Below are 12,941 nucleotides of genomic sequence, written 5' to 3'. Positions count from 1 at the left end.
CGAAAGATACCGGATCTTCCTTTGCGCGGCCCAGTGTTGGCCGCACTGTGGGACGCGAAAGTGAACGCGAACGCGACGGCTCGGCGGGCACCTGCCCACCGAGCCGCTCACTGCTCACCGCTCGCCGAAGATCAGGCCGCCGGTGCCTCAACGACCGCCCCGGAAGGCGCCTTCGCGCTCACCGCCCCGCCGAAGTCGGAGGTCCGTGAGGTCAGCAGGTCGTCTCGGGTGCTGTCCTGCTTGATGAAGTACGGCTTGCCTGTGGTCGCGACGTACCAGGTGACGGACTCGCCCTTCTTCGCCAGGACGACCGGCACCGCTTGCTGGCCGTCCACCGTGGTGACCTTGCCCTTAGTCGCCTTGCTGCCGGCGTCGAGCGTGTCGGGGGCACTGAGCTGCTCCTGGTGACACCAGCTGGCCAGCTTCGCCATGAGTGCGTTGCTCGACGTGCCATGGGTCCACTTCTTGGTGGAGAACGCGTTGTCTCCGAGACGGAGTTCATGCCCTTGGCAAACGTCGAATCAGGCATGGCCCAAATATCGTTGCCCTTGCGGATGATCTCGAAGGAACCCTTCTCCGAGATGTCGACGGTGCCGACACATTCCGTGGCGGAGAGCCGCAGATCACAGAACCGTTCGGCGGCGTTGACAGCGAATAGTCACCAGTCCCAAGGCGGCCCGTGCAGTCTGCTGGAGAACCGAGGGGTCGCGCCTACTGCTGCGGCGGCCACTGACTGTTAGGCGGGGTGGGCTGCCGCTGGTACGGGTTCTGTTGAGGCTGAACGGACTGCTGGTATGGGTTCTGCTGGGGTGGGAAGGGTTGCTGACCATATTGCTGGTAAGGAGCCGGCCCCCCGGGCCCGCCGTTGTTGTTCTTCTTGTTCCGCCTGGACAGCTTCACGATCAGGAGGACGATGAGGCCCACCACGACCAGGGCGACGACTCCGAACACGACAAAGAAGAGCATTTGCTTCTGGTCTGCGTTTTCCGTTTCTGCAGTGGAGTCAGTTTCGGAGGTACCAGAGCTTGCAGCAGCAGACGGGCTCTCCGACCCTGGGGCCGCAAGGGGTCCGTACTTGGATCCGGCAGGGATGTTCTCCGTCAGCGCGGCAAGCGGACGGATTTCACCGTATCCATACTTTTCATCGGGGAGGGAAATACCCTTAACCGAGTCTGGCAAGGTTGCCGTCTTTATAAGGCGATTGGCGACCTGACCCGCTGTAAGATTGGGAAATTTTGACCGGAGCAAAGCCGCCGCGGCAGAAACGAATGCAGTGGCATCGGAAGTGCCATCGCCGATACGCAGCTTACTACCGGGCCATGATGCACTCACAATACGCGTCGCGGGCGCAGTTAGAAGAACTTCCGGACCGTAGTTTGATCCGCTCCAGAAGGTCCCGTCCTCCCCCACTCCAGCGACTGCAAGAACACCTGGATACTTTGCAGGGTACTCAATTTTTGGATCTTTATTTTGGTTTCCGGCACCAGCAACGATCAACGCATCGTGCTTTAGAGCGTATGCAACTGCTGCACGATCGGCAGGGTCATCGTTACCTGTGAATCCGGAGACATTGATGACTGACGCCCCGCGGTCGACTGCGTAACGAATTTCATCAGCAAAACTAAGGTCTACGTCAAGATTATCCCGAATAGGGAGGATCTTGGTCTCAGGCGCCAGACCCATCACGCCGTCGGCCGCGCCTGAACCATGACCGTGACCAGCAATGATCGAAGCCATACCCGTGCCGTGGGTGGGATCGTCATCTGACGCTGAAGGGGAAGCGTCACCGTCACCATCAACGAAATCCTTGCCCTCGAGAACATTTCCCTTGAGGTCGACATGTTGGGGATTCACACCAGTGTCAATGACGGCAACAGTTACGCCCTTGCCCTCAGAGATTTTCCAGATGGACTCGGCCTGTAGTATCTCCAGCGCCCACTGGTCATTTCTGGTCTGGTCGGCAGAGGCAGCAGGAGCTGCCGTCAGGATCAGCGCACTAGTCACGGCCGTGGCGCCCAACGCGCCCATGGCTCGCCTGAAGGCCATTCCGTCGTCCCTCTTCCAGTACCGAACGTGGGCATGGCCGCGGAAGCCCCTCACGCAGGGTTAACTCGATATGAGCGGGACCGAGTCCCGCACCGCTACTGCTGCGGCGGCCACTGGCTGTGAGGCGGGGTGGGCTGCTGCTGGTATGGATTCTGCTGAGGCTGAGCGGGCTGCTGGTACGGGTTCTGCTGCGGAGGGAAGGCCTGCTGATCGTACGGCGGGTAGGCGGCCGGGCCACCAGGCCCGCCATTCTTGTTCTTGTTGCGCCGAGACAGCTTCACAATCAGAAGAACGATGAGACCGATCACGACCAGGGCAACAACTCCGAGCACGACGAAGAAGAGCATTTGCTTTTGGTCTGCGTTTTCCTTTTCTGCAGCGGAGTCACTGTCGGAGGTGCCGGTGCTTGCAGCAGCAGACGGGCTCTCCGACCCTGGGGCTGCGAGCGGTCCGTACTTGGATCCGGCAGGGATGTTCTCCGTCAGCGCGGCAAGCGGGCGAATTTCTCCGTATCCATACTTCTCATCGGGGAGAGAGATACCCTTGGCGGATTCCGGGAGTACGGCGGTTTTCACGAGGCGATTAGCAACCTGCCCTGCCGTAAGGTCAGGAAACTTCGATCGCAACAAAGCTGCAGCAGCAGACACGAAGGCCGTAGAGTCCGACGTCCCGTCACCAATTTGCAGATTATTTCCGGGCCATCCCGCACTGACGATGCGTGTGGCAGGGGCGGTCAGCAGAACTTCGGGTCCGTAGTTGGAGTCCTGCCAGATGGATCCACTCTGATCAACCCCTCCCACCGCCAAAACTCCCGGCGCCATGGCAGGAAACCCGACCCGACGCTTTCCATCGTTTCCAGTTCCAGCCACGATGAGGACATCATGTTTTAGCGCATATGAGATCGCGTCAAGATCTTCGGAGGATCCGCCGCGGTCAGAGTACTGGTCGCGGATGTCCATAGAAATATTTACCACGGAGGCCCCATTATCCACCGCGTAACGGATCTCATCGGCGAAGCCTGCTAGATCGGCGCGAATGGGAAGGATCTTAGCTTCCGGAGCCAGCCCCATGACCCCGTCTGCGGCACCTGCGCCATGCCCGTGACCTGCGATGAGTGCAGCCATCTGCGTGCCGTGAGTGGGTTTATCCTCCGAAGATTCAGGTGAAGGATCATCATCCCCGTCGACAAAATCCTTGCCGTTGAGGACATTGTTCTCCAAATCCACGTGTTTGGCGTTCACTCCTCCATCAATGACGGCAACCGTGACACCGTTGCCCTTGGAAATCTTCCACGCGGACTCGGCCTGCAGTGCGTCCAGTGCCCACTGGTCACGTCTGGTCTGGTCAGCGGAAGCAGCAGGGGCGGCGGCAAGAATCAGCGCGCCGCCCAGCGCCATGGCACTCAACGCGTGCACCGTTCGCTTCAAGGCCATTCCGTCTTCCCTATCCCGTTACTGAATCTGGGCGTGGCCCGGAAGCCACGCCCACGCATCCTGTCACGTGCCGGTGAGCACCAAACGACTACTCGATGACGCGAGGCGCCACGTCGGTCTGCGGCGTCCAGGTCTCCTCGTCCTCAACCAAGTAGTCGGGACGCTCGCCCTCGCGCTGCTCGTCTTCCTTGCGACGGCCAGTGCGTGAACCGGGGGCGCCTGCAATACCGCCCTTGCGGACAGCGCTGGCCCCCTTTCCTGCGGCACCGCGACTGCTGTGCAGGCCCGAGCCACCGGCTGTGCCCCTGCCCGCACCCGCACCGGACTTGGGCGTGCCACCGACTACGCCACCCCGAGCGGTGCCTCCGACGCGCCCGGCTGCACCCTTGGCGGCACCTGCGCCAGCCACGCCGCCAGCACCTGCGCGACCTGCCACACCTCCAGCGGCGCCGGCGCGACCGATCGTGCCACCACGAGCGGCTCCGGCTCCACCCGCCGTGGCGCCAGCCGCGCCGCCGATGAAGCCTCCGCCGCCGACGGCACCGCCACCAGCAGAGCCACCACTAACCGTGCCCCCGCCAGCACCGACCGTCGGCCCACCGGTACGACCACCAGAGATGCCGTCAATGGCCGTGCCGACCTGAGGCTCCGAGACGGTCGGCTTGTGTGCGCCACCCGTGATGCCCGAGGGGGGAGTTACTGCCTTGGACGAGCCGATGGTGCTGGTCTGACCACTACGAGCGGTACCCGTCGTAACCCGCTGCGGGCTACGCGTCGCGGTCTCGGTGGGGACAACCACGGGAGCGGGAGCGACACCGCCTGGGTCACCCGGATAGTCCTCACTGTCGTTCACGCTGCCACGCTTCCACGACCCCATCTCCGCAGCCCGACTGTTATAAGCCGCCCCGAGCGCCTCCATCTTCACAGCCATCCGAAGCTGCGCCTCGCGCCCCTCCGACAGGCTGCCCGCGTTGCCGTCGAGAGCCTCCTGGGAGCCGGCGCCGCCCTTGAGGGCGTTGTTCGCGCCTGAGTCGTCCCGGTCGCCCATGTTGCCGATGTAGTCGAGCGCGCTGGAGACCTTGCCCGGCTTCTCCATCGCCAGGACCTCGGGCTTGATCTGCGAGAGCGTTGCGGCGGCGCCCTTGAGGGAGACCGAGGTGTGGGAGGCGTACGTGGAGCTGTCGGTGATCTTCTTGCTGATCACCTGCGCCCGCTCCCTGAACAGATCCGCGCTCTGTCCTTCCCAGTGGGCGAGAACGTGCTCGACGGCGGCGTCAAGGGCCTCCTTGATCCCGCCCGGCCCGACCAGGTCCTTGCTCAGAGCCTCCCAGGCCGTCGCGACCCTCGTCACGGTGCCCGGGTCGGCGTCACGGACCATGTCCTTCATCTGGTCCATGTCGTAGTTGAGCCCGAACGGCGTGCTGTGCTTCGCCGAAATGCACTGATTCGTCTCGACGTACTCGAAGTCGTCGATGTCCTTGTCGCCCATGTCTACAGCCCCCTCAAACCCACGTAGCAGGACATCCCGTTACTTCCTGTTGAACGCCGCATAGTTCTCCGCCTCAGCGTCGCTGAACGCGTCATGCGTCCTCTTCGTCTTCTTCCCGAAGTCGTCCAGCACCTCTTCCAGGTGCGCGACGATCTCGTAGAGACGCTCCTTCATCGCTTCGTGGGCGTCGTACAGCGCCTTCGCCTCGCCGAAGCCCGTACCCAGCGCACCCTGCGGCAGGTACGTGTTGCCCATGCAGCTCGACTTGGACGTCGTCATGTCCCTGATGACGCCGTTGAGCTTGGTGATCGTCCCCTCGATCTCACTGAGATCGACCTTGTACTGCTCAGCCATAATGCTCAGCTCCCCGTTGACTCCACGTTGTTACCCACACCCTGCTTACGTCGCCAGTCGCTCAGGACCCGCCCGCCCCCGAACAGAAGGAGCACCAACGCGAATCCGGCCGCCAGGACGTACAGCGCGTACCGCTCCGTCCGTTGTTGTTCGGACTCGCCGAGGACGAGTGTCGCGGCCTGGACGTCGGCGGAGTCGCCCGCGGGGCCGGCCGAGTCCGGCTTCGGGCCGTCGGCCGAGGGCGCCGTCGTGTCGTCGTTGACCGCGGCGGCCGGGTCGATGACGCCCCAGCCCACGAAGTCGTCGCGGCCCGCCTTGGTCCGGTCCGCCGTCTGCTCGATCTGGGTGATGACCTGCTTGTAGCTCCAGTCCGGGTGCTTCGCGCGGATCAGTGCCGCGACACCCGAGACGTACGGCGCCGCGAAACTCGTGCCCTGGTCGACGCAGTTGCCGCCCACCGGGACGGTCGAGACCATGTCGATGCCCGGTGCCGCGACGCCCACGAACGGCCCCGACTGGGAGAAGGGGGCGCGGGCGTTGTTGCGGTCGGTCGCGGCGACCGCGAGGACACCGGGGTACGCCGCCGGGTACGTCTCCTTGACCTTGCCGTCCGCACCGTCGTTGCCGGCCGCCGCGACGATCAGGGCGTCATGCTGCTCCTGGGCGTACTTGATGGCCCCCCGGAAAGCCGTGTCGACCGTCGGGTCCATCTTCGACGCGGTGTCCTGCGAGATGTTGATGACCTTGGCGCCGGCGTCGGCCGCGAACTTGATCGCCTTGATCATCGTGCCGACGTTGCCGCTGCCCTTGTCGTCGTTCTGCCGGATCGGGATGATCGTCGCTTCCGGGGCGAGGCCGACGAAACCGGTGCCGTCGAGCTTCCTGGCCGCGATGATCCCCGCGACCTTGGTGCCGTGGCCCACCGTGGGGTCGGTCTTGCCGGTGCCGCCCTTGTGCAGGAAGTCCGTGCCGTTGGCGACTGCGCTCTTGAGCTGCGCGTTGACGGTGTCGACGCCGGTGTCGATGACGGCGACCTTGACGCCCTTGCCCTTGGTGTCCTGCCACAGCTGGTCCAGGACGACTCGCTGCAGCGACCAGGGCGTTCCCTTGATGATGTCGGACGGGAACGAGCAGCTGGTGTCGTCGACCTGGAAGCGCACGTCGTCGTCGGCCAAGGTGGTCCGCACGCGCTCGGCGGCGGCAATCGGTGTGGCCCCCGCCAAGGGCAGCCCACAGGCCAGTACCGCGACGGCGGCGGTGCCTGCGGCGCTTCGACGCGCGGTGCGCGATGCCCCGGATCCCACTGTCTTACGTCCTCCCGTTTTGTTTCTGTACGGGACGCATGAACCAGCTATGAGCGGAAAAGTCCATACGCCCCGTGAACTGCCGATGGGGGCGAGTGCGCGACAGCGCACTCGCCCCCATCAAGCGGTCACGTCAGCCGCCCCAGATCTGGGCGTTCTTCGACTCGGTCGCCTGGTAGTTCTGGGCGGCGCTGTCGAGGGCCTTGGCGATGGCCTCCAGCGTCTGCTGCATGGAGGCGGCGCGCTGGTCCCACTCGGCCTGCTTGGCGCGGTAGGACTCCTGCGCCGTGCCTTCCCAGCTGGCGGAGATGCGCTTGACGCCGCTCTCCAGCTCGTCAAGCTGCGTACGGATCTTGCCCGCGGTGCTGCGGACGTCCTGCGCGGCCTGGGAGATCGTGGCGAAATTTACAAGAATCTGCCCGGACATCTCTTCTATGTCTCCTCGGATCTGTGGATGGTCGGTCACGGACGTGCGCCGCGGCGCACGGGTCCGATCATCCGAAGGGGGACGAGGCCGCGATGTTCTGGATGGACGCGCGCTGCTCCTCTTCCGACGCCGCATAGGCCTTGGTGCTCTGGTCGATCGCTTCCTTGATGTCGTTCAAGATCTGGTTGATCTTGTTGGCATCCTGGTTCACCTGCGACTGCAGGTTGTTGTACGCGGTGGCCGCCGAGCCCTTCCAGCCGCCCGTGATCGTGTCGATCACGGTCTGCAGGCGGGAGATTTCGCCCTGGATCGAGGAGTTGACCGAGGAGATCTTGCCGCTGAACGCGACCATCTCCTCCTCGGTCATGGTGAACTGCTGTCCAGCCATGTTGTGTCCCCCATGAGACGTAGGAGTTCGAGATAGACCCACACACGGCACACCGCCGCCGAGGGGCGGCAGGCGTAGCCAGTCTGGTCTGGCACCACTCTAGACGCATCCGCCGACAGAACGAACATCCGAAGGGTTCTGTAGCAAGATCGCGATGAACTCAACTCACCTTTTTCACAAGATGTTTGCTATGCGCGCGCGACGCGCGCGGCCAACAGAGCGGCCAACAAGGGCGACGTAGGAAGACACCGTAGAAGACATGACAAGGGCCCTCCCCCGGCCCCAACAGCCAGCAGGAGAGCCCTCGTTCGGTACGGACGCCTGGCTACGACCCCTGCGCCTGCTCCGCGTTCCCGCTGCTGAGCTCCGGCCCGGCCGCCAGCAGATCGGCCCACGCGGCCGGCACCGCGACCGGCTTGATCTTGCCGTAACCGAGCCTGACCTGGGCGGTGTTGGTCTGCTGGGTGTCTGCCTTCTCGCCGCCGGTGACCGCGCTGTCGTTGCGTGCGGGGACCGAGTAGCGCAGGCCGGTGTCGGTGACGAGGAAGGTGCTGCCGCCACCGGCGTCGGCACCCGTGAGGCGCTTGAACAGCAGGCCGCTGCCGGGCGAGACGTAGGTCCGGGAACCGCTCTGGGAGAGGTCCTTGGGGTAGTCCGAGCCGGTCCACACCGTCATCAGTTCCGAGCCCGTCCTCGGGTTCTTCTCACCGCCGTGCCAGACACTGCACGAGATCTTGTCGCCGCCCCGCTCCCAGTGCGTGTTGGCCTGGACCACCGGCTCGTCGGGCCACCTCATCTCGTCCATCCACTCGCCGGTGTCCGGGTGGATGTCGTTGAAGCCGACCTCCACCGGTTCGGGGGTCTTGCCCGCGTACACGGAGTTGATGAAAGGACTGCGCATCCACATCTGCGCCGCGAAGTCGGACACCGGCTGGACCTTGTCCTTCAGCACGACGTACTTCTGCTCCCCGGCTCCGGAGCCGGCCTCGAGGATCATGCCCACCTTCGAGAGGTTGGGAGCGAGCCCCTCGACATTCGCCTGCGTCCCCGCCTCCGCCCCCATGTTGGGGAACTCAAGGGTTCCCGCGGTGTTCAGCGTCTTGAGGAAGTCCAGGCTGACGCTCTGCGGCTTGCCGACTCCGAACACTGCCCGCTCGATGTCCTGCAGCGTGTTCTTGCTGTCGAGCCGCCAGTCCTTGCCACCGATCAGGTAGGCGCTCCCGTCCTCGGTGACCATGTACCGCGGACCGTTGCCGCTGATCGAGGTGGGGTCCTTCGGGCCCTCGACGTACAGGACGTGGCCCGGCTTCAGCTCGCCCTTCGTGTGCAGCAGCTTGTTGTAGTCGCTCTTGTCCAGGACGTACGTGGCACTGACGGGCTGCCCGTCCTGCCCCGGCGACTGGCACAGCGCCCAGGTCTTCACCGTCTCCGCGTCCGACGCGGACGGCAGCCGGTCCGGGGCGAAGGGGATGCCGACGGTGGCGCCCATCGGGTACTTGCTGTTGTCGAGCACCGACTCCTTGATCTTCATGACCTGGGGGTTCTCGCCGTTCAACAGCAGCTTGGCGGACGCCAGGTTGAGGACCGGGTGCAGGCTGAGCTTGTTCTCGCCCTTGGTCTTCACCAGTACATAGCGCGTCGTCGACTCGCTGCCGACGAGGATGTTCTTGCCCTGGTCGTCCCAGCCCTTCGGCGCGGTCGGGCTGAGCATGCCCCAGGCGCCGAATCCGATGAGCACCAGCACCGCCACACCGAGACTCGGCAGGACGGTCTTGAGGGGCCGCGGTGCCGCCTCTTCCGAACCGTGCGGAGACGGCTGAAGAAACGCCGCCACCGTGCGCCTGCGCGCGAAGGAGTAAGCGTTCAGCTCATCCCGACGTGTCGCCATCGATGGGTCAACTCCCCGTTTTTTCGCTTTGTTGCCGAATGCGGAACTCCCCAGGGCCGCCCGGTAGTCCGTGGCGTTTGCTCCTGCAGGGGCCTCTACTATGCCGTGTGACGATCGCACCGTACGGTACGGGGTACGGTGATCCGCCGCCAGCTCAAGTCGCGGCCAGACAATGCAAAGGGGTTGTACCGGGGGATGAGCACTGCGACCAGGTCCCGGCGCCGTAACGGCAGCCGTCGTACCCAGGAGAACCAGGGGCCAGGGCAGGTGCCGGAACCGGCACAGCCGTCCACGCCCCCGAGTCCGGCGTCACCGTCGCTCGCCAGGCGCCCCGGCAGCATCGGCCCCATCCGCGTCCAGCACCTGGTCGGCTTCGAACTGGCCGCCGCGGTCCTGCTGATCGGCTGGCTGCTGCGCCCCATCGGTCTCACCGTCGGCATCGTGCTGGCCGTACCGCTCGTCCTGGCCGGACTGCTGCGCCGGCGCGGGCGTCCGCTGCCCGAGTGGTTCAGCACCGCCCGCGCCCTCCGCGACCGCCGCAGGCGCAACGCCGAACCCGTGCCCACCGGCACCGACCCCGGCTTCGCCCCGGCCGTCGAGTGCGACCCGGCGCTGCGCACCTACAGCTTCCAGGACCGCGAGCAGCGCGAGATCGGCATGCTCGGTGACGGCACCTTCCTCACCGCGCTGGTGCAGGTGCAGGCCGCCGACACCCCCCTGCGTCCTTCCTACGGCACCGGGGACATCCCCCTCGATCTGCTGCAGGGCCTGCTGGAGGTGGACGACATCCGGCTCGCCTCGGTCCAGGTCGTCCAGCACACCCAGCCCGCGCCCGCCCCGCATCTGCCTCCGCAGGCCATGGCGGTCCGTTCCTACGGGCCGCTGCAGGCCCAGAGCATGACACCGGGGCTGCGCATCACCTGGGTCGCGCTCAAGTTCGACCCGGAGCTGTGCCCCGAGGCCGTGGAGGCCCGCGGCGGCGGTATGCAGGGGGCCCGGCGGGCGCTGCTGCGGGTCGCCGACCAACTGGCCAGCCGTCTCATGGGAGTCGGCATGCGGGCCAAGGTGCTGAGCGAGTCGGACATCTGCGGCGCCATCGCGACCTCCAGCTGCGTCAACCCGATGGCCACGACCGGCGGTGCCGCGCTCGACGGGAGTCGCTCGGGCCGCCGTACGGCCGAGAGCACCCGTACCTGGCGCTGTGACGACCGGCTGCACACCACGTACTGGATCTCCAAGTGGCCGCAGTTCGGCGGCGGCGGACCGGCGTTCCCCCGGCTGGTCGGCGCCCTGACCTCCGCGCCCACGCTGGCCAGCACCTTCTCGCTCACCATCAGCAGGCGCCGGGGCAAGGTCATCGCCCTGTCCGGGCACGTGCGCCTGACCGGCCGCGGTGAGAACGAACTGGGCGAGGCGGCCGAGCACCTGGAGCGGGCGGCGTCCGCGTTCAAGGTCGGTCTCGTACGGCTCGACCGTGAGCAGCTGCCCGGAGTTCTGGCCACCCTGCCGCTGGGAGGTACCCGCTGATGTCCGCTCCCACCGTCCGTCCCTCCGGCCGCTCCGGCTTCGGATCCTCGTCGACGCCGGGCTTCCCCGGACAGCGTCCCGGGCATCTGCCCCGCTCCCCCGAGCCCGCCCGGATCGGTCCCGAGCGGCGTCTGCGCGAGGCCTTCGGTCTGCTCGGCCCCCGGCGTGAGCGTCACCTCGTCGACGCCGACGTCCTGGCGCAGCTGACGCTGCCCGTCGGCGACGACGGTCTGATCCTCGGCATCGACCAGGACAACCAGCCCGCGGTGCTGGGGCTGTGCCGCCCCACGCGGTTGGACATGGTGCTGGTGGGCGGTACCTGGATGGCCCAGGTCATCGCCCTGCGGGCGGCGGCGATCGGCGCGCGCGTGGCCGTGGAGACGGCACGTCCGCAGCTGTGGGCGCCGATGGCGCAGGCGGCCGGCGGCGGCCAGCAGTGCGTGACGGTGCACCAGGTGGGCCGGATCGCCCCGCAGGGCCCGTCCCCGGCCAGCCCGGTGCTCATCATCCGCGACCTGGGCATCCGCCCGCCGCGCAGCCGGCTCACCACGGCGCCCTGGCAATCGGTGCTGACCCTGCTCCCCTACCTCGGCCCCACCGCGCCGCGGCTGCTGGCCAACGCGGACGTCGTCGGCGTCCAGCGGATCTCTCCGCAGGAGTCCCAAGTGGTCGGCAAGTCCATGCGGTTGCCCCAGGGCGATGCCGCGTCCCTGCCGTCCCTCGCCGACAACGTCGCCCTGTGGTGCACACAGAAGCACCGGCAGTACGTGATGACCCAGCCCACCGACGCGGAGACCGGTCTCCTCGGGGCGCCCCGCCGGATGGACTGACGGGCGGGCTCGTGACGCGGCCAAGGCGTCGGCCCCTCATACGAGTTCGTAGCCGAACCGTTGCGCCGTGTGAGAGGGCCCAGGCCAAGTAGGGTGCTCGTGCACGAGGTTCGCTCATGAGAAAGGGCCCGCCGACCATGACCGACGCGGACGACATCGCCGCAAAGACACCGGACGAGGACGTCAAGGCGCGAAAGGCGAGGGAACGGGACGAGCTGTACGGCCTGGACATCTCCGGCGTCGAGTGGCACAGCGCGCCCGGTACCGAGGAGCACGAGGAGCGCGTCGAGATCGCCTACCTGCCCGAGGGCGCGGTGGCCATGCGGTCCTCCCTGGATCCGGACACCGTGCTGCGGTACACGGAGGCGGAGTGGCGGGCCTTCGTACTCGGCGCACGCGACGGCGAGTTCGACCTGGAGGCCGCACCGCACAACGGTGGGCTCACCGCGGAGTAGCGCGGCAGCCGAGCAGGCGCTGCTACCCGGGCTCAAGAGACAGACAACCGTCACAAGGCCGACATCAGGGCAGGCACCGGTCCGTTGGGCGCGAGCGCACAGCGGACGGGCCTGCCCCGCCGACGCCGGTGGCGTTTACGCTTGATGCGGGTGCGGCGTAAGAACCCACGGGTGGGTTGTTCGCGTCCAGGGGACTTCAGACGGATCGGACACCAGGAACGGTCGCCCCCAGCCCGGCACATGAGTGCGCACACGGCACGAGGGTGCTCGACCCCACACCAGGAGGAATTGTGCAGAGCGATCGGGACGGGCTGCGCGCGGGCTGGACCACGCCCAGCGACGACCAGTCCGACGCGGAGTCCGCCACCGAGGTGACGGGCGAGTTCACCATCGACTACGCCGCGCCTGCCTGGTACACGCAGAGCGCGGCGCCCGAGGCCGAGGCGGAACCTCCCGCGCCCGCCGCTGCCCCCACCGCGCCTGCACCGCACCCCGGTTACCCCGATACGTCCGGTTCCGCACCGTCGGCTCCCGTGCCCGGCCCGCAGTTCGCCCCGCCCGCGGGCCCGGCCGGCGCGACGCCTCCGCCGCCGCCGTGGGCGGGAAACCCCGGCGCGGCCCCCCAGCCCCCGCAGAGCGGCTACGGCTACCCTCAGCCGCCCGCGCCCCCGAACCCCCAGAGCGGTTACGGCTACCCGCACCCCCCCGCGCCCCCGAACCCGGAGAGCGGCTACGGCTACCCTCAGCCGCCCACTCCTCCTACGGCACCGCCCGCGGCGCCCGTCGCTCCCGCACCGCCG

At 66.8% G+C, this 12,941-nt stretch carries 13 protein-coding genes; 4 read left to right on the top strand and 9 right to left on the bottom strand.

Annotated features, from left to right (window positions below; genetic code table 11):
• Positions 1 to 131: 131 nt before the first annotated feature.
• The 9 genes from BFN33_RS48115 to eccB all read right to left on the bottom strand — a co-directional run bounded on the left by BFN33_RS48115 (position 132) and on the right by eccB (position 9,329).
• Entirely contained in the window at positions 132 to 431 is a 300-nt protein-coding gene (locus BFN33_RS48115; RefSeq protein ID WP_069766554.1) for a hypothetical protein, read from the bottom strand.
• 280 nt (positions 432 to 711) lie between these two features.
• A complete protein-coding gene (mycP, locus tag BFN33_RS48110) occupies positions 712 to 2,028 on the bottom strand; it encodes a type VII secretion-associated serine protease mycosin (protein ID WP_176742661.1) in 1,317 nt (438 codons plus the stop codon).
• A gap of 113 nt (positions 2,029 to 2,141) precedes the next feature.
• On the bottom strand, positions 2,142 to 3,479 hold the full coding sequence (locus BFN33_RS48105; RefSeq protein WP_079141433.1) for a S8 family serine peptidase: 1,338 nt from the start codon (positions 3,477 to 3,479) through the stop codon (positions 2,142 to 2,144).
• A gap of 88 nt (positions 3,480 to 3,567) precedes the next feature.
• The gene (locus BFN33_RS48100; protein WP_069766553.1) at positions 3,568 to 4,968 is read right to left on the bottom strand and encodes a WXG100 family type VII secretion target; all 1,401 of its coding nucleotides are present in this window, start codon (positions 4,966 to 4,968) and stop codon (positions 3,568 to 3,570) included.
• A 39-nt stretch (positions 4,969 to 5,007) separates the two neighbouring features.
• Positions 5,008 to 5,322: a WXG100 family type VII secretion target gene (locus BFN33_RS48095; RefSeq protein ID WP_069766552.1), complete on the bottom strand. Its 315-nt coding sequence runs from the start codon at positions 5,320 to 5,322 to the stop codon at positions 5,008 to 5,010.
• Positions 5,323 to 5,327: 5 nt separating this feature from the next.
• The gene (mycP, locus tag BFN33_RS48090; RefSeq protein WP_256123095.1) at positions 5,328 to 6,509 is read right to left on the bottom strand and encodes a type VII secretion-associated serine protease mycosin; all 1,182 of its coding nucleotides are present in this window, start codon (positions 6,507 to 6,509) and stop codon (positions 5,328 to 5,330) included.
• Positions 6,510 to 6,759: 250 nt separating this feature from the next.
• Positions 6,760 to 7,053 carry a WXG100 family type VII secretion target gene (locus tag BFN33_RS48085; protein ID WP_057616722.1) on the bottom strand — a complete coding sequence of 98 codons (294 nt, stop codon included), beginning with the start codon at positions 7,051 to 7,053 and terminating at the stop codon, positions 6,760 to 6,762.
• Between the two features lie 67 nt (positions 7,054 to 7,120).
• On the bottom strand, positions 7,121 to 7,441 hold the full coding sequence (locus BFN33_RS48080; protein ID WP_007385064.1) for a WXG100 family type VII secretion target: 321 nt from the start codon (positions 7,439 to 7,441) through the stop codon (positions 7,121 to 7,123).
• Positions 7,442 to 7,766: 325 nt separating this feature from the next.
• Complete coding sequence (gene eccB / locus BFN33_RS48075; protein WP_069766551.1) at positions 7,767 to 9,329, bottom strand: type VII secretion protein EccB; 1,563 nt, start codon at positions 9,327 to 9,329, stop codon at positions 7,767 to 7,769.
• 195 nt (positions 9,330 to 9,524) lie between these two features.
• Here eccB and eccE point away from each other — a divergent pair, with 195 nt between their 5' ends.
• From eccE to BFN33_RS51640, 4 genes are all read left to right on the top strand, one after another.
• Positions 9,525 to 10,856, top strand: a complete 1,332-nt coding sequence (eccE, locus tag BFN33_RS48070) for a type VII secretion protein EccE (protein WP_370743399.1) — start codon at positions 9,525 to 9,527, stop codon at positions 10,854 to 10,856.
• Entirely contained in the window at positions 10,856 to 11,686 is an 831-nt protein-coding gene (locus BFN33_RS48065; protein WP_069766549.1) for a hypothetical protein, read from the top strand. The genes eccE and BFN33_RS48065 overlap by 1 nt, the downstream gene beginning before the upstream one ends.
• Before the next feature lie 137 nt (positions 11,687 to 11,823).
• Positions 11,824 to 12,141, top strand: a complete 318-nt coding sequence (locus BFN33_RS48060) for a DUF397 domain-containing protein (RefSeq protein ID WP_069766548.1) — start codon at positions 11,824 to 11,826, stop codon at positions 12,139 to 12,141.
• A gap of 290 nt (positions 12,142 to 12,431) precedes the next feature.
• Positions 12,432 to 12,941 (top strand): SCO5717 family growth-regulating ATPase (locus BFN33_RS51640; RefSeq protein ID WP_256123094.1); only part of this gene is annotated, 510 nt, incomplete at its 3' end.

The sequence above is a fragment of the Streptomyces sp. LUP47B genome, assembly GCF_001746295.1.
Taxonomy (GTDB): Bacteria; Actinomycetota; Actinomycetes; order Streptomycetales; family Streptomycetaceae; genus Streptomyces.
Note: the sequence above shows the minus strand (reverse complement) of the source record. Positions and strands in the feature narration are given on the sequence as shown.

What these genes read in the sequence shown, in the direction of transcription:
- BFN33_RS48085 (WP_057616722.1), bottom strand. Translation starts at nt 7,053, where the DNA reads ATGTCCGGGCAGATTCTTGTAAATTTCGCCACGATCTCCCAGGCCGCG.
- BFN33_RS48115 (WP_069766554.1), bottom strand. Translation starts at nt 431, where the DNA reads ATGGCGAAGCTGGCCAGCTGGTGTCACCAGGAGCAGCTCAGTGCCCCC.
- BFN33_RS48095 (WP_069766552.1), bottom strand. Translation starts at nt 5,322, where the DNA reads ATGGCTGAGCAGTACAAGGTCGATCTCAGTGAGATCGAGGGGACGATC.
- eccE (WP_370743399.1), top strand. Translation starts at nt 9,525, where the DNA reads ATGAGCACTGCGACCAGGTCCCGGCGCCGTAACGGCAGCCGTCGTACC.
- mycP (WP_176742661.1), bottom strand. Translation starts at nt 2,028, where the DNA reads ATGGGCGCGTTGGGCGCCACGGCCGTGACTAGTGCGCTGATCCTGACG.
- BFN33_RS48080 (WP_007385064.1), bottom strand. Translation starts at nt 7,441, where the DNA reads ATGGCTGGACAGCAGTTCACCATGACCGAGGAGGAGATGGTCGCGTTC.
- BFN33_RS48065 (WP_069766549.1), top strand. Translation starts at nt 10,856, where the DNA reads ATGTCCGCTCCCACCGTCCGTCCCTCCGGCCGCTCCGGCTTCGGATCC.
- eccB (WP_069766551.1), bottom strand. Translation starts at nt 9,329, where the DNA reads ATGGCGACACGTCGGGATGAGCTGAACGCTTACTCCTTCGCGCGCAGG.
- BFN33_RS48060 (WP_069766548.1), top strand. Translation starts at nt 11,824, where the DNA reads ATGACCGACGCGGACGACATCGCCGCAAAGACACCGGACGAGGACGTC.
- BFN33_RS48100 (WP_069766553.1), bottom strand. Translation starts at nt 4,968, where the DNA reads ATGGGCGACAAGGACATCGACGACTTCGAGTACGTCGAGACGAATCAG.
- BFN33_RS48105 (WP_079141433.1), bottom strand. Translation starts at nt 3,479, where the DNA reads ATGGCCTTGAAGCGAACGGTGCACGCGTTGAGTGCCATGGCGCTGGGC.